This is a genomic window from Shewanella sp. SM95, from assembly GCF_025653595.1.
GTDB classification, from domain to species: domain Bacteria; phylum Pseudomonadota; class Gammaproteobacteria; order Enterobacterales; family Shewanellaceae; genus Shewanella; species Shewanella oncorhynchi.
The window spans coordinates 148688-173933 of sequence record NZ_JAKKSE010000002.1; the positions used below are offsets into that span (position 1 = coordinate 148688).

The following is a 25246-nucleotide window of genomic DNA, read 5'->3' on the forward strand; positions in this document are numbered from 1 at the left end:
TACTGCGCGAAAACAGAAAAATCTAAATATAGGAAATAGTGTAATGAAAACTGCTCATGAAATCCGTCCTGGTAACGTGATCATGTTAGATGGCAGCCCATGGGTTGTGCAGAAAACTGAAACAACTCGTTCTGGCCGTAACGCTGCTATCGTTAAGTTAAAGTTGAAAAACTTACTGCTTAACTCTGGTACTGAAACGACTTTCAAAGGTGAAGATAAGTTAGAAGACATCATCCTAGATCGTCTTGACTGCACATATTCTTACTTTGCAGATCCTATGTTTGTATTCATGGATGCAGAATACAACCAATACGACGTAGAAGCTGAAAACCTAGGTGATGCAGCGGCTTATATCGTTGACGGTATGGAAGAAACTTGCCAAGTGACTTTCTATGATGGCAAAGCTATCTCTGTTGAAATGCCAACCACTATCGTCCGTGAAGTGATCTACACTGAGCCTTCAGCTCGTGGCGATACTTCAGGTAAAGTGATGAAGCCAGCGACTATCACTGGCGGTGGCACAGTAAGTGTTGCAGACTTCGTGAAAGTAGGCGACAAAATTGAAATCGACACTCGTACTGGTGAATTCAAGAAGCGCGTTTAATCGCCCTTCTCGTTTCCAGACGAAGAAAAGCCAGTGCTTGCACTGGCTTTTTTGTTGCTGTTTTTTAGTCACTCATTTTTAAGACTCTTGAGTCATTTAAGGGGTTAAAACTTTTATAAGTAATAATTCCCTTATTCATAAAAGCGTTAGCATTGCGGCCCTAAGAAACGTCGCTCCCAAGCCCCTATCTCACTCAAATAGCTTTGGAATTCAATTTCCTTCACCGATACAAAGCCAGTGACAAAATCGTCCCCGAGTAAGCGTCGTGCCGAATCACTTTGGCGCATTTGCGTTAACGCAGCTAAAAATGTCTGCGCGAGGTCATGGCTGCTCTCATAAGCGCTCCCAGTTTCTGGTGCACTTGGCGATAATTTTTCTTCCATTCCGGCAAGGCCCGCTGCCAAAGATGCGGCAATCATCAGGTACGGATTAGCATCGGCGCCCGCAATGCGATTCTCTACCCGTCTCGCTACTGGAGCACTTAATGGCACACGTAAGCCAGTGGTGCGATTATCAACGCCCCAACTTAAATTAATCGGCGCTTGACTGCCGGAAATGTAACGTCTAAATGAATTGATATTGGGTGCGAATAACAACATTAAATCAGGTAGATACTTTTGTAATCCGCCGATATAGTGGTGAAAACGGTCAGTGTCGCTACCATCAGCATGGCTGAAAATATTATTACCTTTATCATCGACGACACTTTGATGTAAATGCATAGAACTGCCGGGTTGACCCGCTATGGGTTTCGCCATAAAAATTGCATTCAAGCCATGTTTAATGGCGATTTCTTTCGCCGCGTATTTAAACATAAAGGCTTGATCCGCTAAGGCCAGCGGATCGCCATGCACTAAGTTAATTTCATATTGCGATAGCCCCATTTCATGGATCCAAGTATCGCCTTTAATCCCAATCGCATCGATAGCGGCATTAAACTCATCCCAAAATGGTGCGAGTTCATTGAGCATATTCATGCTAAACGCGGATTGACCATTTTCAGCTCGGCCACTTTTTGAAATGGGTGCCTGATACGGCACACTCGGATCGGTATTGGCCTCCGTAAGATAAAACTCAATCTCAGGGGCCACCACGGGCGTTAACCCAAGGGCTTGGTAACGGGCCAACACATTTTTTAACATAGAGCGCGGCGCAAATGGACATAAATTGCCATCCAGTAATACGCAGTCATGGATGGCAAATGCGCGCGGCACTGTGCTCCATGGGATCATCTTGAGGGTGCTGTAATCGGGGACGAGTAAAAGATCAGGATCAGCATCAGGGAAAACAGGATCGTAGGAATACTCACCGGTAATCGCTTGCATCGAAATCGCTTGGGCAATACGTAATTCAGCACCCTGAGCAAAACTTCGGGCTGGCATAAGCTTTCCCCTTGGATAGCCTGAAATATCAGGGAATAAACACTCGACATCACGTATTGTGCCGTGCTCGAAAAACGCAGTAAGAAGAGTTGAGTCCATTTGATTCGTTTGCCACTAATGTTGAAAATAATGCCCTGAAGGATGCAAAGTATAATCAGGCTTTGATTTGAAAAGCTACATGGCGATGATGAAATATGTAAAATATAAATGACAATTTCGTAAAATATAATTTGACATCAGTTGAAAATCTTCATTTTACAGTGTAATCGTGTTTATCCTAGTTCAAGCCTCATCACTCTTTATTCACCTTTTACTCACTCTAGCCGTCTAACCTAATTACGGCAGACATAAAAAAACCAGCCGTAGCTGGTTTCTTATATTAATCGTGACAGAAGTTATGCAATCACAATAAAGCCGATAAATGCTATTACTGCTGCGATAAGTGCATAAGGTAACTGAGTCACAGCATGGCTCACTAAGTTACAACCTGAGCCTTGGGCGGCCAATACGGTTGAATCTGAGTAGAAGCACGCTTGGCTACCAAATGATGATGCAGACAATAAGGCCCCAATGACTAATGGGATGTCCGCCCCAACCGCTTGCGCTAATGGCATCACGATAGGAATCGTCACGGCAAATATACCCCAGCTCGAACCTGTGGCAAACGCGAGTATAGCCATAGATAAAAACACTACCGCAGGCAGCAATTTAGGTGTCATAAATGGGCTTAATGACTCAATGACATACTGCGGCAGTAACAACTGATCGCACACATCCTTAAACACAAACGCCGCAATTACAGTGCTAATGGCCGGTAGCATGCTTTTAAAGCCATCGATCATTTGGTCCATCATCTCTGAAAATGGCATCAAGCGCTGCACTGCATAATAAGGAATCGTGATAACTAAGGTCGCCAGCAAGCCTTTCCACACGTCGATATCAAAGTACACGGTAAAGGCAACTAATAAACCAATGGGCACTAAAAAGTTATGCAGTTTGCCCTGATTATCGGCGTGCTTAAATTCCTCTTCTATGGCTTTAACTGCATATTCATCCGAAGTTTGCACTTGGTCGAAATCCACTTGCGCTTCCGCGGGTTCACCTTGGGCAGCGCGCAGCTGCGCAGTCTTCATTGGACCAATGGCGGGCACAATACCTAATGCGACAAGTAGCACCATAGCCACAGCTAACCAAGCATAAAGCATGTAAGGAATGGCTTGCATATAAACTGCAATGCCTTGACCTTCGGCTGCCACACCGTTATCCACCAGTAATCCACCAAAAAATACCGCCCAAGTCGATAATGGCACTAACACGCACACGGGCGCGGCGGTGGAGTCCACGACATAGGCGAGCATTTCACGGGACACTTTAAATTTATCCGTTACACGCTTCATGGTTTCACCCACGGTCAACGCATTGAGATAGTCATCGATAAAAATCACGATCCCAAGGATAAAAGTCATTAATAGGGAAGATTTAGGTCCTTTCGCCAATTTAAGTGCATTGCGGCCAAACGCTAATGCGCCGCCAGTTCGTACTAAAAGTGCGATGAGCGCGCCAAAACCACCACACACCAGAATCAACCAACCTATGGTTTCATCGGCCATAACCTTCAATGACACACTAGCAAAATTGTTTAAGACTTGACTGGGATCGAGTAACAGGAAACCGGTTACCGCACCTATGATCAAAGATAAAATAGGACGGCGTAACCAAATAGCTAACACCAATACCACCAAAGGTGGAATGAGACTTAACGCTGTCGGTTCAGACATGCACTTAGGTCCTCTAAATAAATCGCCTAAAAGGCAAATGGTTTTAGAATAACGTCTGAAATCAACACGATTTAGAACGTCAACACAGCTGCTTCATGATGACTAACCCTGAAGATAAAACCCGCGAATTGCTTGCTATCTAAGGTGCCTTGCCAAAAACATCGCGCAGAAAATAAAGCGCATCGAATATTGAGTCAACTATAAATTTAACTTGATAGAAAATAAATTTATTTCCCGCGAGACAATTTTACATAACCGTATAATCTAGAAGACTTTTAACGCCATTGTAACTTAAACATTTATGATCTTCTTAGCTTAATAAGCATTCAATAAATATGCCTAATTATCACAAGATAAAATGCCGCGGCATAAGTTTACCTTATCAAAAACATCTGATTAAAAATCAACCATTAAGTATCAGCTAAAATACATTTTCTTCTGTCACGATTAATATGGCTAATATAGAGAAATCAAATATGAGTCAGCTAATGAAAACGCATTTTCATCTTTCGAAATGAAAAAACATAAACAAGATTCCTCTACCAACCCAATAGATAAACAATCTTAAAATCATGCCAATATCAGAACATAAAACTTGTTCAGATTTCTTTAATCGACTGTTAAAGCATATTTAACTGAGGGATATTTATAAAAAAAGCGCAATTCTGTGCTTATCCCCCCTTTCATCTGCAATGAAATTTCGTTATGGTGCGCTAACTTAAGCCAAAACTTTATGCATGTTCCGAGGTGTAAATGCGCCCTATCATCAAATCCAACAAGCTGGATACCGTTTGCTATGACATCCGCGGCCCAGTGCACAAGGAAGCCAGACGTTTAGAAGACGAGGGGCATCGAATCCTCAAACTCAACATTGGTAATCCGGCCCCCTTCGGTTTCGAAGCGCCTGAAGAAATTGTGCGCGATGTGATCCTCAATTTACCCAGTGCCCAAGGCTACTGTGAGTCAAAAGGATTATTCTCTGCCCGTAAGGCCATAGTGCAGCATTATCAAGCCCAAGGGATTTTTGGTGTCGATATTGAAGATATCTATATAGGTAACGGCGTTTCAGAACTCATTATGATGGCAATGCAAGGCTTGCTAAATACCGATGATGAGATCTTAATCCCCTCACCAGACTATCCCCTGTGGACAGCAGCGGCGAATCTCGCGGGCGGCAAGGCTGTGCATTATCGCTGCGATGAAGAAGCGGACTGGTTCCCCGATCTCAACGACATTAAAAGTAAAATTTCATCACGTACCCGCGGCATAGTGCTGATTAACCCGAACAACCCAACCGGAGCGGTATACAGCAGAGAATTACTGCTGCAAGTGGTTGAACTGTGTCGTCAACATGATCTGATCCTTTTTGCCGATGAAATTTACGATAAAATTTTATACGATGAAGCCAAGCATATTCCTGCTGCGGGTCTATCAGATGATATTTTAACTGTTACTTTTAACGGTTTATCAAAGGCTTATCGTGCAGCAGGATTTCGTGTTGGTTGGATGATGTTATCTGGCAATCTTAAGGCTGCTAAAAGTTACATCGAAGGCTTAGAGATGCTGTCCTCGATGCGCCTCTGTGCAAACGTGCCCAATCAACATGCGATTCAAACTGCGCTCGGCGGTTATCAGAGTATTAACGAGCTTATTTTGCCTAATGGCCGCCTCACAGTCCAAAGGGATGCCTGTTACGAATTACTTAACCAAATTCCAGGTGTGAGCGTTAAAAAACCAAAGGGCGCACTCTATGCCTTTCCGAAACTGGATATGAAGAAATTCAACCTAAGGGATGATGAGCGTTTAGTGCTGGATTTACTCAGAGAAAAGAAAATTCTGTTAGTGCACGGCACGGCCTTTAACTGGCCTGAGCCTGACCATTTACGAGTGGTTTTCTTGCCCTATAAAGAAGATCTGAAGAAAGCATTTACCGAGTTTGGGGCCTTCCTCGAAAACTATCGACAGTAAAATATCCCTTTAACGGTTTGAGACATAAAGCGATCCTAGCGATCGCTTTATTTTTAGCTATTTCTTTAAATCCTCTACGCTCATACTCACGTGTCATCCAAGGCTGTGATAATCTAAGACTTCACTAGCGTCAATACTGCCTACTCACTCGTTTCATGTCTTCCATTGCAGCTTGTCGCCTTCCGATTTCACTCTTTAGCAGGAAAACTATGAGTCACTTATTTGCCCATTTAGCTCGAATGAAACTTATCCAACGCTGGCCTTTGATGTACAACGTTCGCACTGAAAATGTTCAAGAACACTCGCTACAAGTCGCCATGGTGGCCCATGCACTGGTGATCATCAGCAATAAAAAGTTCGGCACGACGCTTGATCCCCATCAAGCTACAAGTCTGGCGATTTTTCACGATGCCAGTGAAATCCTCACGGGTGACTTACCGACGCCGGTGAAATACTTCAACAAAGAAATCGAAGCCGAGTATAAAAAGATTGAGGCGATTGCCGAGCAGCGCATGCTGGATATGGTGCCTGAGGAATTTAAAGAAGATTATCGCAGTCTGTTCATCAGTGATTACGCCGATCCCATTTACAAGACCATAGTGAAATCCGCCGATACTCTGTGCGCTTACCTTAAATGTCTTGAAGAAAACCGCGCCGGCAACAGTGAATTCAATACCGCCCGTAAGCGTCTCGAAGATATGCTGGCGACAAATCCTGATCCCGCAGTACAGTATTTTATGAGCTGCTTTGTGCCCAGTTTCACCTTGAATTTAGACGAAATTAACAAGATGCTTTGATTTTCCACTCTCGCTAGGAATGCATATGACTTCAAGTGTTTGGCAAGAACGCCGTCATGGTGAAGATAAACAACGGCGTAACGATCACCGCAGCCCTTACCAAAGAGACAGGGCGCGTATTCTCCACTCGGCCGCCTTTCGCCGCCTGCAGGCCAAAACGCAAGTGCTCGGCGTTGGCATGAATGACTTCTATCGCACTCGATTAACCCACTCACTCGAAGTCTCGCAAATTGGCACTGGCATAGCAGCCCAGCTCAGACGCAAATATCCACAGCATAAGCAGCTGCTTTGCTCTATGAGCTTATTAGAGTCCTTATGTTTAGCCCACGATATTGGTCATCCTCCCTTCGGCCACGGCGGCGAAGTGGCATTGAATTACATGATGCGCGACCACGGCGGCTTTGAAGGCAATGGCCAAACTTTTCGAATTCTCTCTAAGCTTGAGCCCTACACATTAGATTTCGGGATGAACTTGTGTCGGCGTACCATGCTCGGGATTTTGAAATACCCCGCGCCGCACTCGAAGCTATTTGTCGCGGGCGAGCATAACGAAATCACCAACCATAGACAGCTCAAGCCGTCACAATGGCCGCCGGTTAAGGGCATTTTCGACGATGATAACGACATCTTCGCTTGGGTGCTTGAGCCGTTATCTGAGGCAGACCGCAGTCGTTTTACATCGACGCAGCAAGGATCACACCCCGCCCTGCACCACTATCCACATCTGCGCACTCAGTTTAAATCCTTCGATTGCTCGATTATGGAACTGGCAGATGATATCGCCTATGCGGTGCACGATCTCGAAGATGCGATCGTGATGGGTATAGTCACGGCATCCCAGTGGCATCAAGATGTTGCGCCGACACTGACCAACAGTGGCGATTCGTGGATACGACAAGAGCTTGCCGATATTGGCAATAAGCTGTTTTCCCATGAGCATCACCTACGTAAAGATGCCATAGGCACACTCGTTAATGGCTTTGTCACCGCTATTGTTATCTCAGAAGATGACGTGTTCGAAGAGCCATTATTGCGCTTTAATGCGACGTTAGAGCCAGAATTTGCCATTGCGCTCAATGTGCTCAAGCAACTGGTTTATAAATACGTGATCCGTAAACCTGAGATCCAAATGCTCGAATATAAGGGCCAGCAGATTGTGATGGGATTATTCGAAGCCTTCGCTTCCGATCCCGAGCGTTTACTGCCACTGAACACCCAAGAGCGCTGGCGTGAAAGTGAGCAACAAGGTTTAAACAGTCACAGAGTGTTGGCGGACTATATTTCGGGGATGACAGATGAGTTTGCAGGCAGACTGTATCAACAGCTATTTAGCCCAAAAGCCGGCTCAAATGTGGAACTGAGCAAGGAAATGTAGGCAAGCGATCATTTCGCAGCCCGGCTTTCTATAAAGCCAGACTGTTTGTAAATGCTCGTGTTACTGTAAAAACCCCGACTTTCTACAGAGTCAGCTATCACAGCCGTTCTTTATCAAAATGTGAAAGATAAAAGACAAAAAACCACCTCGCGGTGGTTTTTTATTTTGTCACTATTTCAAACTCGATTTATAAAGCGCCAATGGCATCTTTACAAAGTTGAGTGATACGATCCCAATCGCCGTGTTCCATTGCATCCGTTGGCGCAATCCAACTACCACCAATACAATCGACGTTTTTCAGCGCTAAATAATCTTTATAGCTGCTTGGCGTAATACCACCTGTTGGGCAGAAGCGAATATCCGCTAGCGGACCCGAGAAGGCTTTAAGAGCATCAACACCACCCGAAGCTTCAGCTGGGAAGAATTTAAAGTGGGTGTAACCGAGCGCCATCCCCGTCATCACTTCTGAAATGCTCGCAACCCCTGGAATTAAAGGGATTGGACCATGCATACCCGCTTTGAGCAGTTCAACCGTTGCACCTGGGGTAATAATAAACTGCGCACCAGCGGCAATCGCAAGATCAAGCTGAGCTTCATTTAAAATAGTACCCGCGCCCACTAAGGCCTCTGGCACTTCTTTGGCGATTTTAGTGATAGCTTCGAGTGCACAAGGCGTACGCAAAGTCACTTCTAACACGCTAATGCCGCCTGCAACCAGTGCTCGCGCTAATGGCACCGCATGTTCAATCTTGTTAATCACCATAACAGGAACAATAGGGCTGCGTTTAAAAATATCTTGTGGCTGTAGTGACCAGTTATTCTCAAGCATTGCGTTATTCTTCCTTTGTATTAATAAAGTTCATCGATGGCATTAGTACAACGCGCACCAGTTTCTGGACTACTTAGATTTGAACGTAGCGCACTAAATAACTCGCGGCCCATGCCATAACGTGAGCGATGTAAATCCACAATTCCCGCGGCTCTGGTGGCAAGTTCAGCTTCAGATACAAGCAAGCTCAGTTCGCCAGTTAACGCATCGACACGGATCAAGTCGCCATCTTGGACTTTGGCAATTAAACCGCCATCTAATGCTTCTGGCGTTAAATGAATGGCCGCAGGGACTTTACCCGACGCGCCAGACATACGACCGTCGGTCAGCAGCGCGACTTTAAAGCCTTTGTCCTGAAGCGTTCCCAATAATGGGGTTAACTTGTGCAGTTCTGGCATACCGTTAGCTTTCGGGCCTTGACCTTTAACCACCACAACACAATCTCTATCCAAAGCACCGGCTTGGAACAAGGCATCGAGTTTGTTTTGATCGTCAATCACCACAGCGGGCGCTTCAACGACACGATGTTGTTCTTGTACTGCTGACACTTTAATCACAGCGCGGCCTAAATTACCTTTGAGTAATTTCAAGCCACCGTTGCCTTGGAAAGGTGATGCGACTGACGTTAACACTTCAGTATCTAAGCTAGTCGTTGGACCATCGACCCAGCGCAGTTCACCGTCGAGCAACCTTGGCTCTTGGGTATAACGGCGTAAACCAAAGCCCGCAACGGTATTCACATCTTCATGCAATAAACCCGCATCGAGCAATTCTTTGATTAAGTACGCCATGCCACCGGCTGCATGGAAATGATTAATATCGGCGTGACCGTTTGGATACACGCGCGCCACTAATGGTACAGCATCGGATAATTCAGAAAAATCATCCCAGTTCACAATAATACCGGCAGCACGAGCCGCGGCGACTATGTGCATCGTCAAGTTAGTTGAACCGCCTGTCGCTAATAGCGCGACTATGCCGTTAACCACAGATTTTTCGCTGACCACTTCACCTATTGGGGTATATTGGGTGCCCATTTCGGTTAAACGACACACTTGCTTAGCTGCCATCTTATTTAACGCTTCGCGCAGTGGATCATCAGGATTCACAAATGACGAGCCAGGTAACTGCAGGCCCATCACTTCAAGCATCAACTGATTCGAGTTTGCCGTGCCGTAGAAAGTACAGGTTCCCGCACTGTGGTAAGACTGGGCTTCAGCTTCTAACAGTTGCGCGCGATCCACTTTACCTTGGGCAAATTGTTGACGGATACGGGCTTTTTCTTTGTTCGGGATACCTGATTTCATCGGCCCTGCCGGCACGAATAACATAGGTAAGTGACCAAAACTTAAGGCGCCGATAAGTAAACCTGGAACAATTTTATCGCAAATGCCGAGCAGTAAAGCGCCATCAAACATGTTGTGAGACAAACCCACAGCCGTTGCCATCGCAATCACTTCACGACTCAGTAAGCTCAATTCCATACCGGGTTGACCTTGAGTCACACCATCACACATGGCCGGAACACCGCCCGCCACTTGTGCAACACTGCCGACTTCCTGACAGGCTTTTTTAAGCAATTCAGGATATTTTTCATAGGGTTGGTGCGCAGATAACATATCGTTAAATGCCGTCACTATGCCGATGTTCGCTTTATTCAATTGACGCAATGCATTTTTGTCGTCTGGATTACAGGCGGCAAAACCATGGGCTAAGTTGCCACAGCTCAATGAGCTACGGTGTACACCATGGTTACGGGCATCATTCAATGCGGCGAGATAACCTTCACGTGACGCTTTGCTACGGGCAATAATTCTGTCGGTAACAGCTTGAACTACTGAGTGTATTTCTACTGAGTGCATAGTGACTCCTTAAGCGCTCCAGAACACATCAACGGGCGTTTTACGCTGCGCTAATACGGCTCTGATAGGCATAGCATGGACATCATCACTTTCTAACGCTTGACGATATACGGATAATTTCTGTTCCCCGACCAAGTGCAGATAAATTTGTCTGCTGTTCAGAATCGCACTCTTAGAGAGCGTAATTCTACCATGGGGCGCTGTGGTGGGGTTCGTCGCCACACACAGGGCTTGGGTTGTGAGCGCATGTTCAAGCTCAGCACTGCAGGGAAACCAAGAGCAGGTATGACCATCGTTACCCATGCCTAACACCACCACATCAAAAGGACGTGGGAAGTTAGACAAGGACTCGGCGGCCATATCGGCGCCCGCTTCTGCGGTCGAAAACATGTTTTTTAAACCGCGGAATTTGGCATTCGCCGCACGGTTTTGTAATAAATGTTCACGCACGAGACGCTCATTAGAAGCATCGGCGTCGGCTTCAACCCAGCGCTCATCGGCAAGCGTGATATAAACATCACTCCAATCGATGGATTTCATGCTCAATAGTTGAAATAACTTAAGCGGCGTCGAACCACCGGAAACCACTAAGCTGGCTTTTCCGCGGGCATCGACGGCTTCCTGCAACTGGCTCGCAATTCTATTCGCAAGCTGTTGTTCTAACGCACTTGGCGTATCGAAAGATTTGAATACGGTTTCTTTAATCATCAAAGTCTCCTACTCGTCCCACGAACGGCCATCTTTGGTGATCAAAGCAACTGACGCAACTGGACCCCAAGTACCCGCAGGATAAGGTTTTGGTTTTTCGTTGCTTTGTTCCCACGATTGGATAATGCCATCCACCCAAGTCCATGCCTGCTCGACTTCGTCGCGGCGCACGAACAGCGCTTGATTACCGAGCATAGCTTCGAGTAATAGACGCTCATAGGCATCGGCGATGCGTTCATTTTTAAAGGTATCGGAGAAGCTCAAATCGAGTTTAGTGGTTTGTAGACGTTGTTTTTGCTCCAAACCTGGCACTTTGTTCATCATCTGGATTTCAACCCCTTCATGGGGCTGCAGACGGATCGTCAGCTTGTTCGGTGGCAGATTACGGTAGCTTGAGCGATATAAGTTATGCGGTGGGTTTTTGAAATACACCACAATTTCAGAGCTCTTAAACGGCATACGTTTACCGCTACGTAAATAGAAAGGCACGCCCGCCCAACGCCAGTTGTCGATATCCACACGAATAGCCACGAAGGTTTCTGTGTGTGATTGAAGGTTGGCGCCTTCTTCTTCTAAATAACCCGGGACTGGGCTGCCCTTTAAGAAGCCTGCGCTGTACTGACCGCGTACGGTATTTTCATACACATTGTCTGAATTAATCGGACGCAGTGATTTAAGCACTTTAACTTTTTCATCACGGATGCTGTCAGCGTCTAAGTTAACAGGTGGGTCCATGGCAACGAGCGTTAACACTTGCAGCAAATGGTTTTGGATCATATCGCGCATCTGACCCGCTTTGTCGAAGTAACCCCAACGGCCTTCGATACCCACTTCTTCTGCGACTGTGATCTGGACGTGGTCAATCGTACGGTTGTCCCACTTAGAGGCAAATAAAGAGTTCGCAAAACGCAGGGCAATCAAGTTCTGTACGGTTTCTTTACCTAAGTAATGGTCGATACGGTAAACCTGACGTTCTTTGAAGTAAGCGGAAACTTGGTCATTGATGACGCGAGAAGAGTCTAAATCTGAGCCGATGGGCTTTTCGAGCACCACTCGTGAATCTGGGTGGATAAGATCTTGTTCATGCAAACAACGGCAAATGTCGCCGAATATTGCAGGTGGCGTAGCAAAGTAACTGACCATCACGCGCTCTTCTGGTTTGAGCAGATCATGGAAGGCACTGTAGCCCGCTGAATCGGTAAAGTTAGTGCCTATATAGTGGCAGCGGGACAGGAAACGTTGGAGAGTCTCTTCGCACAAAGGCTCTTTCACGAAGGTGTTTAATGCAAGCGTGACTAATTCGATAAACTCATCTTGAGTAAACTCGTCTTTCGCGACACCGATCACTTTCGTATCTTTATCGAGAAGTTCAGCTTTATCTAGCTGGTATAAAGAAGGTAACAACTTGCGTCGTGCCAAATCGCCTTTAGTACCAAAGAGTACGAAGTCACAAGCTTTGGCGCCTGATGTTGTTTTGCCCATTGCGTTACGATCTCCTTTGTATGTCGTGTCCCTTCATGTCGATGAAGAAATCCACACTTTTGTTGTAATATAACAACAGAATTTGTTAAATGCATCTATTTTTATAAATATTAACATTCTAGCTAACTAGTCACTTGCTGCATAAATCTGATATGCTTTTTGTGCTTAAATTACTGAAGGTAGTAAAGTCTTATTTCAAAATTGTACTGAAAAGTTACTACATAGAGTCTATTAGTGGGCCGCCAGTCTTGATCTGCTCCCACGAAATAAAAATAAATAAAATTACATTCTCAATTTAGCGGACATACGCGTATGAATACCCTAGAAAAGGTTCAAAAAAGCCTCACCCATTTTAGTAAATCAGAACGCAAAGTTGCAGAGGTGATCTTAGCATCACCACAGACAGCTATACATTCTAGCATCGCCACACTGGCTAAGATGGCAGATGTCAGTGAACCTACTGTGAATCGTTTCTGCCGCCGCTTAGATACTAAAGGTTTCCCTGATTTTAAGTTACATCTAGCGCAAAGTCTTGCGAACGGTACACCTTATGTGAGCCGCCACGTTGAAGAAGATGATTCAACTGAGTCTTACACGACAAAAATATTCGAATCTTCAATGGCTTCGCTCGATACCGCACGTCAAAGCCTAGACATTTCAGCCATTAATAAAGCCGTTGATATTCTCACTCAAGCTAAGACTATTTCCTTTTTTGGCCTAGGCGCATCCGCTTCAGTTGCCCATGACGCGCAAAATAAATTCTTCCGCTTTAATGTCCCTGTCATCTGTTTTGACGATGTTCTAATGCAACGCATGAGCTGTATCAACAGTAATGAGGGCGATGTGGTGGTATTGATTTCCCACACTGGCCGTACTAAGTCATTGATTGAAATCGCGCGTTTAGCGAGAGAAAATGGTGCAGCTGTGATTGGTATTACCGCCCGCAACTCGCCTTTGTCAATGGAATGTACACTGCCCGTGACAATGGAAGTGCCAGAAGATACTGACATGTATTTACCTATGGCCTCGCGTTTAGCCCAATTAGTCACTATAGATGTATTGGCAACGGGTTTTACCTTACGTAGAGGCCCACGTTTCCGCGATAATTTGAAACGAGTGAAAGAAGTGTTAAAAGAGTCTCGCATCAATAAAGATCCGATACTGTAACTCACTTCCTTTTCTAAAAATGGCTAGTGTTGATCCTTAACCTAGCCATTTATCGTGCAAATATCAGCGATACCTCACAATTTTCATACATAACTTTAGATCAATTTGATTGTAACTTTACTACAAAATTTGGAATTGCATGGTAATATAGTCCCAAGATTTTTTTTAACTTTAACGGAGTATCCTTATGTTCCGCAGAACCAAAATCGTCACCACTCTAGGTCCCGCTACCGATCGTGATGATAACCTACGCCGCATCATCGCGGCAGGTGCAAACGTTGTACGTCTTAATTTCTCCCACGGTTCCCCCGAAGATCATCTAAAACGAGCAACTCAAGCGCGCGAAATCGCTAAAGAGTTAGGCGTTCATGTGGCCATTCTTGGTGACTTACAAGGCCCTAAAATCCGCGTTTCTACTTTCAAAGACAATAAGAAAGTACAACTCGTATTAGGTCAAGCCTATGTACTTGATGCCGAGTTAGCCAAAGGTGAAGGCGACGAGACCCAAGTGGGTATCGATTACAAGCAATTGCCAGACGATGTGACTGTTGGTGATATCCTGATGTTAGATGATGGCCGTGTTCAATTACGCGTTGAGCGTGTTGAAGGCCGTAAAGTGCATACCACAGTGACTGTGGCAGGCCCTTTATCTAACAACAAAGGTATTAACAAACAAGGCGGCGGACTTTCTGCTGCTGCGCTGACCGAAAAAGACAAGGCTGACATTCTCACTGCAGCAATGATCCAAGTGGATTATTTAGCCGTGTCTTTCCCGCGCAGTGGTGCAGACTTGGACTATGCACGCGATCTTGCCCGTCAAGCAGGTTGTAATGCGTTGATCGTTGCTAAAGTTGAACGTGCTGAAGCGGTTGCGACCGATGCCGCGATGGATGATGTTATCTTAGCGTCTGACGTTGTTATGGTTGCCCGTGGTGACTTAGGTGTTGAAATTGGTGATGCTGCACTCGTTGCAGTGCAGAAGAAGTTAATCGCCCGTTCACGCCAACTGAATAAAGTCGTCATCACTGCCACCCAGATGATGGAATCGATGATTTCAAGCCCAATGCCAACCCGCGCCGAAGTGATGGACGTGGCGAACGCTGTGCTTGATGGTACCGATGCTGTGATGTTATCTGCTGAAACTGCTGCCGGTGACTTCCCAGAAGAAACCGTTAAGGCAATGGCAAACGTGTGTGTTGGCGCTGAATCTCACCCAAGTGTGATTGTGTCTAAGCATAGATTAGATGTGCGTTTCACTTCAGTTGAAGAAACCATTGCACTATCAACTATGTATGCAGCAAACCACCTAGAAGGCGTTAAGGCGATTATCGCTCTGACTGAATCGGGTGCAACACCACAGTTGATGTCTCGTATCAGTTCTTCACTGCCAATCCTGGGTTTATCACGTCACGCAACAACCTTAGCCAAAATGGCCTTGTACCGCGGCGTGTTGCCAATTTACTTCGATTCAACTATCCACCCAGCCGATGAGCTAGCGCAAAAAGCGTTAGAAGCATTAACTGCGGCTGGTTATTTGAATAGCGGTGATATGGTATTAATGACCAAAGGCGATGCAATGGAAACGATTGGCGGCACTAACACCTGTAAAGTGTTGATCGTAGCTTAGGTTGCTTAAGCTTCTTCTAACAACTCAAGCGCGTTAGAAAAAAGCCAATAAAAAACCACCTCATGAAGGTGGTTTTTTTATATTGACTGTTTTCTGTAAGTGCAGATTTCTGTTGGTGAAGATTTGTTGGTCTCTCATTTCAGAGGGAAATCCAAACGGCCTAAGCGGCTAGCTATCGAACTTAACACCGCTTAGACCAAACTGCACTAACATTAAACGCTAACATTAAACACTAGCAATCACTATAACGCTTCGAAATCATTCACATTAATTGCCGCTAAGCGCAGCTTATCAGCATGCTGTAACTTTTGTTCTTCGTCGGCAGTGATAACGCCAGTCTCGAGTGCTTTTGCAAACAAGACTAGATTCGGCACTTTTGCTGGCAACTCACCGGCACGCTGCGCTTTCTTCAGTTTTTTATAGATATCTTTACAGGCATATTGCGCGATAAATGCTTGCTCAACTTCAGCAATACCACCCTTATCCCCTTCAAATTCAGGACATAAGAAAGTAATACGTTCACGAGCAGGGCCAGGCTTCAACATACCGCTAACTAAATCGGTCGCCATTTTGTCGCTCGGTGCAGTGAAGTGATTACCCAGTGGAAAAATTAAGCCGCGCAGTAACCAGGCCACAGGACGGCTCGGGAAGTTACGAATCGTGTCTTCCAACGCTTTAGCCGCCAAGTGCAAACGATTGGCCATTACATAACGTACCGCAGGCAAATCGTCCTGTTGACGGCCATTATCTTCAAATAACTTCAAGGTCGCTGAGCCTAAATACAACTGGCTGAGCACATCACCCATACGTGCCGACAGCATTTCTTTACGTTTTAAATCGCCGCCCATGATCAGCATTGATAAATCTGTCATTAAGGCTAATGCAGACGAAATACGCGACATATCTTTATAGTACTGCTTAGTTTCACCGCTCACTGGCGCACTGCCAAAACGGCTACCGCTTAACGCGCTAAACAACGCACTGAAAGCATTACGCGTGGCATAACCCATGTGACCCATTAATAGCGCATCAAAACGCTCTAAGGCTTCATGTTGGTTTTCCATCGCTGCGGCTTCCATTTCGGCAAGTACGTAAGGATGGCAGCGAGTCGCACCTTGACCAAAAATCATCAATGAGCGGGTTAGAATATTCGCGCCTTCCACAGTGATCGAAATTGGATTCGACATATAAGGGTGGCCTAAATAGTTTTTAGGTCCTAATTGAATGCCCTTACCCGATTGAATATCCATGGCATCGTTCATCACAGAACGGCCTAATTCAGTCATGTGGTACTTAGCTATCGCGGTCACGACCGAAGGTTTGACTTTAAGATCGATACCCGTGGTTGTTAAACGGCGTGCGGCTTCTAACTGATAAGTGTTGGCAATAATACGCGCCAGCGCTTCTTGCACCCCTTCAAACTGACCAATTGCCATACCAAACTGGTGACGCACATAGCTGTAAGCCGTTGTCGTCTTCGTCGCCATGTGACCAGAAGCCGTTGCCAATGCTGGCAATGAAATACCGCGGCCCGCTGACAAACACTCAACCAGCATACGCCAGCCTTTACCTGCAAACTCAGGGCCACCGATAATCCAATCGAGCGGGATAAACACTTCTTTACCTTGAGTAGTACCGTTCATAAACGCCATACCCAGCGGATTATGACGACGACCAATCACCACACCAGGATGATCCGTTGGGATCAACGCACAGGTAATGCCTAAGTTTTTCTTATCGCCAAGCAGACCTTCAGGATCGCGCATTTGGAACGCTAACCCCAGAACTGTTGCTACAGGCGCCAGCGTGATATAACGCTTATCCCATGTTAGTTTAAGCCCAAGCATTTCTTCGCCGTTGAAAGTATCACGACACACAATACCGACATCGGGGATAGCGCCGGCATCGCTGCCCGCTTCTGGACCAGTTAACGCAAAACAAGGAATTTCATCGCCTTTAGCCAAAGCAGGTAACCAACGTTCTTTCTGCTCGCTCGTACCATAGTGGGTCAGCAACTCACCAGGACCTAAAGAGTTCGGCACCATCACAGTCACAGCGGCGCTTACGCTACGGCTGGCTAATTTGCTGACAATGGTCGAGTTTGCATAGGCAGAGAAAGCTTTACCACCAAATTTCTTCGGAATGATCAGTGCGAAGAAACCTTCTTTCTTAAAGTATTCCCACAGCTCCGGCGGTAAATCCTTGCGGTTATGCACTATGTCGAAATCATCGATCATCGTCAGTGCTGTCATTACTTGATTATCAATAAAGTCTTTTTCTTCAGCTGTCAGCGTCGGCTTACCGTAGCTGTGCAAGGTATTCCAGTTAGGATTTCCGCGAAATAACTCCCCTTCCCACCAGACATCACCGGCTTCCATCGCTTCGCGCTCGGTATCTGAAAGTGGCGGCAAGACCTTCTTGAAAAAACTAAAAACTGGGCGGGTAATAAACTGCATCCGGATATTTTTCACCGCAAACAACACGACAATGGCTATCAGGGCAAGAATTATAATCGTCAACATTATCAAGACCTTTTAATTAAGAAGAAACTGGGACTGATACGCCAGCCGCCATGTAGGGGATCACTTTACGGATCACGGCTTCGATGTCGTTATGCTCACCAAACTCAGCAGCAGCAATGTCATTTAGGGCATCAGCGGACGCCATAGTGAACACGATAGTGCCTAAGGTAAAGTGTAAGCGCCAAAACATTTCAGCGGGTGGAATATGTGGTGCACTGGCCGAAACGGCTTTAACAAAAGCATCCAGATGCTGGCCGTAATGGGTAGTGATAAACCAACGTAAATGCCCTTGGCTTTCGATATAGCCACGGCCTAAAAGCTGCAGGAAGATCGTGGTGCCTTCTGTACGTAGCGCGTTTAAATCCAATAAAGGATCGACCAAAGAAGACAGGATCTCTTCGAGTGTTGCTTGTGCTGGAGCGGCATTTAAACGGTGAATTTGGCTTGAAGCAGCAGGCATAAATACGTCTAAATAGCGGGCTAACACTGCACGGATCAGCTCTTTTTTAGAACCAAAGTGATAATTGACCGATGCTAAATTCACCTCAGCTTTGCTGGTAATGAGTCGCAAGGAAGTCTCAGAAAAGCCCCGTTCGGCGAACAGTTTTTCTGCGGCATCAAGTATTCTAGTTTTTGTATCGGATCGACTTGCCATTCCGTGACCTTGAATTAATTTAAAACACTCGTTTAAATTAAACATTGGCACCACGGATGTCAAACTAAAATTGGACAAATTCACCGCTTTCTAGTCTGTGATATAAGCGGTATGTCGTACATGTCCGAATAAGTGTTAAAAACAAGTCAATTAACCCTTGTGCAATAACCCTGTGGTTTAGGTAAACTGTGTAACACAAAAACAACAAGGACAACTAGACATGGTTATTTCATTGAATCGTCGCAGTAAAATCGCCCTCACAGTGGCACTCGCGCTGGGATTAACGGCCTGTAATGATGCACAAAGTAAAACAGACAAAACAGCTACAGTAGAAGCAGTTGTCATCAATACCGCCCCAGATAAAGCACAAGCCATTGCTTTTATTAACGATGCTGAAGCCAAGATGGCCGAATTATCGATTGAATCTAATCGCGCCGAGTGGATTTACAGCAACTTTATTACTGATGATACCGCGGCCCTGTCTGCCGCAGTCGGCGAAAAGGTCAGTGCAGCGTCGGTAAAATTTGCAACCGAGGCGGCTAAGTATGCCAATGTGCAACTCGATCCCGTAAATGCCCGCAAGCTCAATATACTGCGCAGTGCATTAGTGTTACCCGCGCCGCTCGATCCTGCGAAGAATACCGAGCTGGCGCAAATTAGTTCAGAATTAAATGGCTTGTACGGCAAAGGTAAATACTGTTTTGCCGACGGCAAGTGTATGACTCAGCCTGAGCTATCGAGCTTAATGGCCGAATCACGAGATCCCGTAAAATTACTGGAAGCATGGAAAGGCTGGCGTGAAATAGCTAAACCCATGCGCCCCTTGTTTCAACGCGAAGTTGAACTGGCCAATGAAGGCGCAAAGGATCTCGGTTATGCCAACCTGTCTGAGCTATGGCGCAGTCAATATGATATGAAACCCGATGATTTTTCACAGGAACTCGACCGTCTTTGGGGCCAAGTAAAACCCCTTTATGAATCTTTGCACTGTTATGTGCGCGGTGAACTCAATAAAGAATACGGCGATAGCGTCGCACCGACCACTGGCCCCATCCCTGCACACTTACTTGGCAACATGTGGGCCCAGCAATGGGGCAATGTGTATGATCTCGTCGCCCCTGACAATGCCGATCCGGGTTACGATGTCACTGAGTTATTGGCAAAGAAAGGCTATGACGAGCATAAAATGGTGAAACAAGCCGAAGGCTTCTTCACATCATTAGGGTTCGCACCATTGCCAGAAAGTTTTTGGGCGCGTTCTCTATTCGTACAACCAAAGGACCGTGATGTGGTTTGTCACGCTTCGGCGTGGGATCTCGATAATCTCGACGATATCCGCATTAAAATGTGTATCCAAAAAACTGCCGAAGATTTTAGCGTTATCCACCACGAACTTGGGCATAACTTCTATCAACGCGCTTATAAGCAACAACCCTTCCTATTTAAAAACAGCGCCAACGATGGTTTCCATGAAGCCATTGGTGACACGATTGCACTGTCGATTACGCCAAGCTATTTAAAGCAAATCGGCTTATTAGAAGAAGTACCTGATGCATCTAAGGATATCGGCCTCTTACTAAAACAAGCCTTAGACAAAATTGCTTTCTTGCCCTTTGGCCTGATGATAGATCAGTGGCGCTGGAAAGTGTTTAGCGGCGAAATCACGCCCGCCCAATATAACCAAGCTTGGTGGGATCTGAGGGAAAAATACCAAGGCGTCAAAGCACCGACTGAACGTAGTGAAGCAGATTTTGATCCGGGTGCTAAATACCATGTACCAGGCAATGTACCCTACACCCGTTACTTCCTAGCGCATATTTTGCAATTCCAATTCCATCAAGCGCTGTGTGAAACTGCAGGCGATAAAGGTCCGGTACACAGATGCAGTATTTATGGTAATCAAGCCGCGGGAGAGAAACTCAATAAGATGCTCGAGTTAGGCTTAAGTAAACCTTGGCCAGAAGCATTGAAAGAAGTCACCGGCAAAGAAACCATGGATGCAAAAGCGGTGCTCGATTACTTCGCCCCACTTAAAACATGGTTAGATGAGCAAAATACCACCGCAAACCGCCAGTGTGGTTGGTAAGGGTTCATAAAATCATCACCCAATAACATAAAACAAAATGCCCAATAAAATTGGGCATTTTTATTCAATCCTTATCTGTTTAATCTAACGCCATCCCATACCTTTACGATTGGCTTCACGGTTTTCAAGCTTGAGCTGTTCTGACTTAGTTAACATCACATAAAGTGCCCCAGCACCGCCCAGCTCGGTTTTCGCCGAATGATAGGCAAGCACCATGTCGAGTTGTGATAACCAATAGCACACAGCGGATTTGAGCAATCCCGCAAAGGGTTGACTCTGATAGCCTTTACCGTGGATCAACATGACACAGCGTTCACCATGTGCCTGCGCTGCCAGTAAATAGTTAAGGACGGCATCACGAGCTTGGTTTAACCGATAAGCATGCACATCAAGCTCCATCTTGATGCTGTATTGCCCCATTCGGAGTCGTTTAAAAACGCCGCCTTGTACCCCCTCACGCTTAAAGCTCACAATGTCATCTGGCGCTTGCTGTGGAAACGCTTTTAAATCCAGTGGCATACACGCTAGGAAGGCTTCCCGTTGTAAAGCATCGCGTCTGTGTATTTGTTCAGCCGTCAACGCTTTCGGTGCTAAATTTACCACTGGCATATCGCCTTTTAGTGGCACGACTCCAGCCATTTCCTCAAAAAACAGTGCTGATTCATCATCCAGCATGGCAAGCTCCTTTACTTCACACTCTTGTACAGAAACACACTTTGTAAACATTCAAGGCTTTAGTTCAGCGGGCGCCTCCATTATAGTGACGCCATGATTGCCAGATTAGAATAAAGTAATGAAATTTTTGCCGCTAGTCCTGATGTGCTTATTGTCACTACCAAGCTTAGCCAATCCAGCTAAAACTCATACAAAATCCACTGATGATCAATTGATCAACGCTAATTACCCTTTGTTTATTAGCGCTTTTAATCAATTGTCCCCTGAGGTGACCCGTGAGATTTACGCTGATGACGCTAGCTACTTATCTGAGAGTCAAAGTAAAGAAATTTACTATGGACGAGACAATATTATCGCCATTTACAAAAAGTTTTTCGATAAAATCCGCGCCAAAAAAGCCACTATTGACGTGGATTTCCGCATTACTAAACGCAAAATTATCGGTAATGGTGCCATAGATACAGGCTATTATTTGGTTCGATTTTACCCAGCACAAGAAACTGGCGAACCTGTGAGTGAATTTGCGGGCAAATTTGCTATTGGTACAGAAAAAGTCTCATCCACCCAATGGAAAGTGAGCTTAGATACCAATAACCGCGCAGAACCTAGCTATTATCTGAATGCGAAACCAGTGCCTAACTTGTATTATGGTCGCCAATTTCCGCCTTTACCTGCGGGTAAAAAATTACCCTAATGTTAATGCCAATTACGTTTAAATGGGCTGTCTAACATCTAACGCATTTAGATAGAAACCGAATAAATTTAAACAAATACAATTAAATTAAAGGTTTAGCCAACATGACTACAACTAAGCAAACCTGTCCCTGTGGCAGTGGGCTAAGCTATCAAGATTGCTGTGGTCCACTGCATACGCATGTAGACTCTGGGCAAGTGATTGCCCGTACACCTGAACAACTTATGCGCTCACGCTACTGCGCATTTGTATTGAAAAATTTTGATTACATTTTAAAAACACATCATCCAGACTATCTAAATGGCCTTACTCTCACGAGCCTCAATGCTGGTCCTCACCCACATTGGTTAGGATTAGATGTACAGAGCAGCACTGAAACACCAATCCACAATGCTCAAGCGGCGATAGCTGAACAACGACATGGCACTGTTACTTTTAAAGCTTGGTATAAGCTCGATGGTGAAATTGATGCTATCTATGAGCGATCAGAATTTATCTACCAAGCAAGTCGCTGGTATTACAGCCAAGGTCAGCAAATGACGGCTAAATTACCCGGTAGAAATGATCTCTGTATTTGCCATAGTGGCAAAAAATTCAAACAATGCTGCTTAAAATCTCGATAGGTATACAGTGCTGAACTGCACTGGAGAATGACGGTGAAGGTTTATAGTGCTGATTGAACAAGCACAGAGATGAATAATAAAGGCAACCTAGATTACAAACCTAGGTTGCCTTTTTTTTTATCGTGAGCAGCACATTTGAAATAATTGTGACTTAGTGGATTATGTGTAACTTTAGTGGGTTATGACTGAAGCGCTTTTAGCCGACAAGATAAATTGTGCAAACTCAGGCTCCCGTAATGCAGGGCTATAGAGATAACCCTGCGCCTGATGACAAAAACTTTTCGCTAAAAATGCTTCTTGCTCAAGGGTTTCAACCCCTTCTGCCGTCAGAGATATATTCAATGCATTCGCCATAGCAATAATGGCTGACACAATTTCGCGACTTTCGCGGCTGACGGTAAGATCTGAAATAAACGAACGATCAATCTTAAGTTTACTGATCGGAAACTGCTTCAAATAACGCATAGAGCAGTAACCCGTCCCAAAATCGTCAATCGCGAGCCCTACGCCTAATTCCGCTAATTCTTGGCATAACAAGGTCGCGTGACGAATATCACCCATCAATTCAGTCTCAGTGATCTCTAAGATTAAAGTCTTAGGTTTCAAGCGATAACGCGTCAACAACTGCCACACTTGCTCAAATAAATTACCACTGAAGAACTGGCGGGCCGACACATTCACATGCATTGTCATATCTGCATTATGATGCTGCCATAGGTTTAACTGTCGACAAGCGGCCTCTAAAACCCAACTGCCGATAGAATTAATCATCCCCGACTGCTCTGCAATATCAATAAAGGAAGCTGGAAATAACACGCCTCTTTTAGGATGGTGCCAACGGATTAAGGCTTCGGCGCCAATATAGGTATTCTGCTCAAGATCCCTCAGTGGCTGATAATAAAGCTCAAACTGACGGCCACGGATCGCACTGTGTAAATCACGTTCTATCTGCGCATCCTCTTTAAATGCACTCAATAACGTGCTGTTAAATACTTGGATTGCAGTGCCTTTTTTCTTTTTAGCATACTGCACTGCAATATCGGCACAGGTTAATGGGGCAAACAAACTCGCCACAGAGGCAATATCAACCACAGCTAAAGCAGGCTTAGGTTCGACTTGCTCGCGGCCGATTAAAATAGGCATAGCAAGATGTTGATACAGGCGAGTACTAAAATAATCGAGATCGTAAACCGCATTATCATCGGTCAACAGCACGGCAAATTCATCGCTGCCGACGCGGGCAATTTCGGTGGCCTTATTAATCTCAGAAAAATGTTTCAAACGGCGGGCAATTTCTATCAACAAGCTATCGCCATTTTCATGGCCATAGGTATCGTTAAAACGCTTAAATCCCACTAAATCAACTAATAACAACAGTCCCTTCGTGGTACGTTCAAGGACTCGATTAAAATGAGTACGGTTATGGAGTCCCGTTAATCCACAACGCCAAGCAAGCCGTTCAAGCTCTGACTTATAGTTATGCTCGTCGGTATTTTCTTCACACGAGACCAAGGCATAATGATTGCCGCGATCGGTAATGAACTGACTCAGCACGTATGTCAGCCAATAACGACTGCCATCGGCACGACTAAACTGCACTTCGCCTTTGGCAATTTCGCCCCTAAAGATTTGCGCTAGGGTTTGCTCGGCTAATTGGGCATGCTGCTTGAAAAAAGCCAACTCACGGATATTCGCGCCGATAATCTGTTCACGGGGCATGCCAGTGATTTCACTGTGCGCCTGATTCACATACTCGACTTTTTCAGTATGCAGATTAATTAACATACTGATTTGTCGCGATTGTTCAGTGGCACAGCGAAATAAACTCAAGCTTTCTTCTTTATCGTAGCTGTGTTTTGTCGCTAAGGTCAGGGCTAATTGGTCGGCCATCTGGCACGCGAGGTGAATTTCACTGTCATGCCAGTGGGGAGTCAATTGTGCCCGCTCGATGCAGAGCACACCTTCGAGATGGCCATTGATACGAATGGCGATGTCAAGACTCGAGTTGATTTGCCGCGGGATAAAATAGCACTCAGCCAATTCACTTAAACGTGGATCGGTCAGGGCATTGCCTGCATCGATATGGCGCAGAGTTTTGAGCTCGTGTACATACCGGGGACAATCTTGTAATAACTTAGGTCTATGAATGTCTTGCAACATCATAGAACCAAATTGTGCGACGAGTGATTGGGTTTGTTGATCAGATGAAAAAGTCCACACTGATACCAAAGAAACCGCTAAATTCTGGCACAACAACTCTGTGGTTAACTCTGCCGTCTTTGTGAAATCGCCCTGCTGTTTTGCAGTTGACTGTACCAAAGACTCCAATAAATGCTGATGCTGACGTCGCTTCACGCTGGTTCCCTACAAAACTTCGTGTTGGGCTAAAGGTCTTTGCTGTTAGCAAACTTA

General features: G+C 45.4%; 19 protein-coding genes. 9 read left to right on the forward strand and 10 right to left on the reverse strand.

Going from position 1 to position 25246, the window contains the following annotated elements; translation table 11 throughout:
* Nucleotides 1-43: 43 nt before the first annotated feature.
* Nucleotides 44-604, forward strand: a complete 561-nt coding sequence (efp, locus tag L5M29_RS03490) for an elongation factor P (RefSeq protein WP_105252465.1) — start codon at nucleotides 44-46, stop codon at nucleotides 602-604.
* A gap of 146 nt (nucleotides 605-750) precedes the next feature.
* On the opposite strand, the gene L5M29_RS03495 is transcribed toward efp, so the two are convergent.
* Nucleotides 751-2085, reverse strand: coding sequence for a glutamine synthetase family protein (locus L5M29_RS03495; protein WP_168825244.1), 1335 nt, complete (start codon nucleotides 2083-2085; stop codon nucleotides 751-753).
* A gap of 296 nt (nucleotides 2086-2381) precedes the next feature.
* Nucleotides 2382-3764, reverse strand: coding sequence for a Na+/H+ antiporter NhaC family protein (locus L5M29_RS03500; protein ID WP_113939692.1), 1383 nt, complete (start codon nucleotides 3762-3764; stop codon nucleotides 2382-2384).
* Between the two features lie 753 nt (nucleotides 3765-4517).
* On the opposite strand from L5M29_RS03500, the gene L5M29_RS03505 reads away from it, so the two are divergent.
* The 3 genes from L5M29_RS03505 to L5M29_RS03515 all read left to right on the forward strand — a co-directional run bounded on the left by L5M29_RS03505 (nucleotide 4518) and on the right by L5M29_RS03515 (nucleotide 7904).
* On the forward strand, nucleotides 4518-5732 hold the full coding sequence (locus L5M29_RS03505; RefSeq protein WP_105252462.1) for a pyridoxal phosphate-dependent aminotransferase: 1215 nt from the start codon (nucleotides 4518-4520) through the stop codon (nucleotides 5730-5732).
* Nucleotides 5733-5941: 209 nt separating this feature from the next.
* Nucleotides 5942-6529: a 5'-deoxynucleotidase gene (gene yfbR, locus L5M29_RS03510; RefSeq protein ID WP_115334657.1), complete on the forward strand. Its 588-nt coding sequence runs from the start codon at nucleotides 5942-5944 to the stop codon at nucleotides 6527-6529.
* A gap of 25 nt (nucleotides 6530-6554) precedes the next feature.
* Entirely contained in the window at nucleotides 6555-7904 is a 1350-nt protein-coding gene (locus tag L5M29_RS03515; RefSeq protein WP_071939812.1) for an anti-phage deoxyguanosine triphosphatase, read from the forward strand.
* Between the two features lie 187 nt (nucleotides 7905-8091).
* Here L5M29_RS03515 and L5M29_RS03520 read toward each other — a convergent pair whose 3' ends face one another.
* From L5M29_RS03520 to zwf, 4 genes are read right to left on the reverse strand one after another with little or no spacing between them, the layout of a single operon-like run.
* Complete coding sequence (locus L5M29_RS03520) at nucleotides 8092-8733, reverse strand: bifunctional 4-hydroxy-2-oxoglutarate aldolase/2-dehydro-3-deoxy-phosphogluconate aldolase (RefSeq protein WP_028759995.1); 642 nt, start codon at nucleotides 8731-8733, stop codon at nucleotides 8092-8094.
* Between the two features lie 20 nt (nucleotides 8734-8753).
* Nucleotides 8754-10580: a phosphogluconate dehydratase gene (gene edd / locus L5M29_RS03525; RefSeq protein WP_198573512.1), complete on the reverse strand. Its 1827-nt coding sequence runs from the start codon at nucleotides 10578-10580 to the stop codon at nucleotides 8754-8756.
* A 24-nt stretch (nucleotides 10581-10604) separates the two neighbouring features.
* Nucleotides 10605-11303: a 6-phosphogluconolactonase gene (pgl, locus tag L5M29_RS03530; protein ID WP_263145701.1), complete on the reverse strand. Its 699-nt coding sequence runs from the start codon at nucleotides 11301-11303 to the stop codon at nucleotides 10605-10607.
* Nucleotides 11304-11312: 9 nt separating this feature from the next.
* A complete protein-coding gene (gene zwf, locus L5M29_RS03535) occupies nucleotides 11313-12785 on the reverse strand; it encodes a glucose-6-phosphate dehydrogenase (RefSeq protein WP_028759998.1) in 1473 nt (490 codons plus the stop codon).
* A gap of 312 nt (nucleotides 12786-13097) precedes the next feature.
* Here zwf and L5M29_RS03540 point away from each other — a divergent pair, with 312 nt between their 5' ends.
* Together L5M29_RS03540 and pyk are read left to right on the forward strand one after the other, a co-directional pair.
* A complete protein-coding gene (locus tag L5M29_RS03540) occupies nucleotides 13098-13952 on the forward strand; it encodes a MurR/RpiR family transcriptional regulator (protein ID WP_006081563.1) in 855 nt (284 codons plus the stop codon).
* 187 nt (nucleotides 13953-14139) lie between these two features.
* Nucleotides 14140-15579 (forward strand): pyruvate kinase, encoded by a 1440-nt coding sequence (pyk, locus tag L5M29_RS03545; protein ID WP_105252459.1) that lies wholly within the window; start codon nucleotides 14140-14142, stop codon nucleotides 15577-15579.
* 242 nt (nucleotides 15580-15821) lie between these two features.
* Here the strand turns inward: pyk and L5M29_RS03550 are convergent, their stop codons facing one another.
* A complete protein-coding gene (locus L5M29_RS03550; protein ID WP_168825236.1) occupies nucleotides 15822-18101 on the reverse strand; it encodes an acyl-CoA dehydrogenase in 2280 nt (759 codons plus the stop codon).
* A 16-nt stretch (nucleotides 18102-18117) separates the two neighbouring features.
* Nucleotides 18118-18756: a TetR/AcrR family transcriptional regulator gene (locus L5M29_RS03555; protein ID WP_028760001.1), complete on the reverse strand. Its 639-nt coding sequence runs from the start codon at nucleotides 18754-18756 to the stop codon at nucleotides 18118-18120.
* 220 nt (nucleotides 18757-18976) lie between these two features.
* On the opposite strand from L5M29_RS03555, the gene L5M29_RS03560 reads away from it, so the two are divergent.
* A complete protein-coding gene (locus tag L5M29_RS03560; protein WP_263166252.1) occupies nucleotides 18977-20842 on the forward strand; it encodes a M2 family metallopeptidase in 1866 nt (621 codons plus the stop codon).
* An 84-nt stretch (nucleotides 20843-20926) separates the two neighbouring features.
* Here the strand turns inward: L5M29_RS03560 and smrA are convergent, their stop codons facing one another.
* Nucleotides 20927-21517: a DNA endonuclease SmrA gene (smrA, locus tag L5M29_RS03565; RefSeq protein ID WP_263166253.1), complete on the reverse strand. Its 591-nt coding sequence runs from the start codon at nucleotides 21515-21517 to the stop codon at nucleotides 20927-20929.
* Nucleotides 21518-21635: 118 nt separating this feature from the next.
* On the opposite strand from smrA, the gene L5M29_RS03570 reads away from it, so the two are divergent.
* Entirely contained in the window at nucleotides 21636-22211 is a 576-nt protein-coding gene (locus L5M29_RS03570) for a nuclear transport factor 2 family protein (protein WP_198573475.1), read from the forward strand.
* A 104-nt stretch (nucleotides 22212-22315) separates the two neighbouring features.
* Nucleotides 22316-22834: a YchJ family protein gene (locus L5M29_RS03575; protein WP_198573476.1), complete on the forward strand. Its 519-nt coding sequence runs from the start codon at nucleotides 22316-22318 to the stop codon at nucleotides 22832-22834.
* 171 nt (nucleotides 22835-23005) lie between these two features.
* On the opposite strand, the gene L5M29_RS03580 is transcribed toward L5M29_RS03575, so the two are convergent.
* A complete protein-coding gene (locus tag L5M29_RS03580) occupies nucleotides 23006-25189 on the reverse strand; it encodes a putative bifunctional diguanylate cyclase/phosphodiesterase (protein ID WP_198573477.1) in 2184 nt (727 codons plus the stop codon).
* Nucleotides 25190-25246 lie beyond the last annotated feature (57 nt).

Bases quoted from the DNA above. Each gene is read 5' to 3' on its own strand.
- yfbR (WP_115334657.1), top strand. From the start codon at position 5,942: ATGAGTCACTTATTTGCCCATTTAGCTCGAATGAAACTTATCCAACGC.
- L5M29_RS03500 (WP_113939692.1), bottom strand. From the start codon at position 3,764: ATGTCTGAACCGACAGCGTTAAGTCTCATTCCACCTTTGGTGGTATTG.
- pgl (WP_263145701.1), bottom strand. From the start codon at position 11,303: ATGATTAAAGAAACCGTATTCAAATCTTTCGATACGCCAAGTGCGTTA.
- L5M29_RS03570 (WP_198573475.1), top strand. From the start codon at position 21,636: ATGAAATTTTTGCCGCTAGTCCTGATGTGCTTATTGTCACTACCAAGC.
- L5M29_RS03550 (WP_168825236.1), bottom strand. From the start codon at position 18,101: ATGTTGACGATTATAATTCTTGCCCTGATAGCCATTGTCGTGTTGTTT.
- efp (WP_105252465.1), top strand. From the start codon at position 44: ATGAAAACTGCTCATGAAATCCGTCCTGGTAACGTGATCATGTTAGAT.
- L5M29_RS03515 (WP_071939812.1), top strand. From the start codon at position 6,555: ATGACTTCAAGTGTTTGGCAAGAACGCCGTCATGGTGAAGATAAACAA.
- L5M29_RS03505 (WP_105252462.1), top strand. From the start codon at position 4,518: ATGCGCCCTATCATCAAATCCAACAAGCTGGATACCGTTTGCTATGAC.
- smrA (WP_263166253.1), bottom strand. From the start codon at position 21,517: ATGCTGGATGATGAATCAGCACTGTTTTTTGAGGAAATGGCTGGAGTC.
- L5M29_RS03560 (WP_263166252.1), top strand. From the start codon at position 18,977: ATGGTTATTTCATTGAATCGTCGCAGTAAAATCGCCCTCACAGTGGCA.
- L5M29_RS03495 (WP_168825244.1), bottom strand. From the start codon at position 2,085: ATGGACTCAACTCTTCTTACTGCGTTTTTCGAGCACGGCACAATACGT.
- L5M29_RS03540 (WP_006081563.1), top strand. From the start codon at position 13,098: ATGAATACCCTAGAAAAGGTTCAAAAAAGCCTCACCCATTTTAGTAAA.
- L5M29_RS03555 (WP_028760001.1), bottom strand. From the start codon at position 18,756: ATGGCAAGTCGATCCGATACAAAAACTAGAATACTTGATGCCGCAGAA.
- pyk (WP_105252459.1), top strand. From the start codon at position 14,140: ATGTTCCGCAGAACCAAAATCGTCACCACTCTAGGTCCCGCTACCGAT.
- L5M29_RS03520 (WP_028759995.1), bottom strand. From the start codon at position 8,733: ATGCTTGAGAATAACTGGTCACTACAGCCACAAGATATTTTTAAACGC.
- zwf (WP_028759998.1), bottom strand. From the start codon at position 12,785: ATGGGCAAAACAACATCAGGCGCCAAAGCTTGTGACTTCGTACTCTTT.
- L5M29_RS03575 (WP_198573476.1), top strand. From the start codon at position 22,316: ATGACTACAACTAAGCAAACCTGTCCCTGTGGCAGTGGGCTAAGCTAT.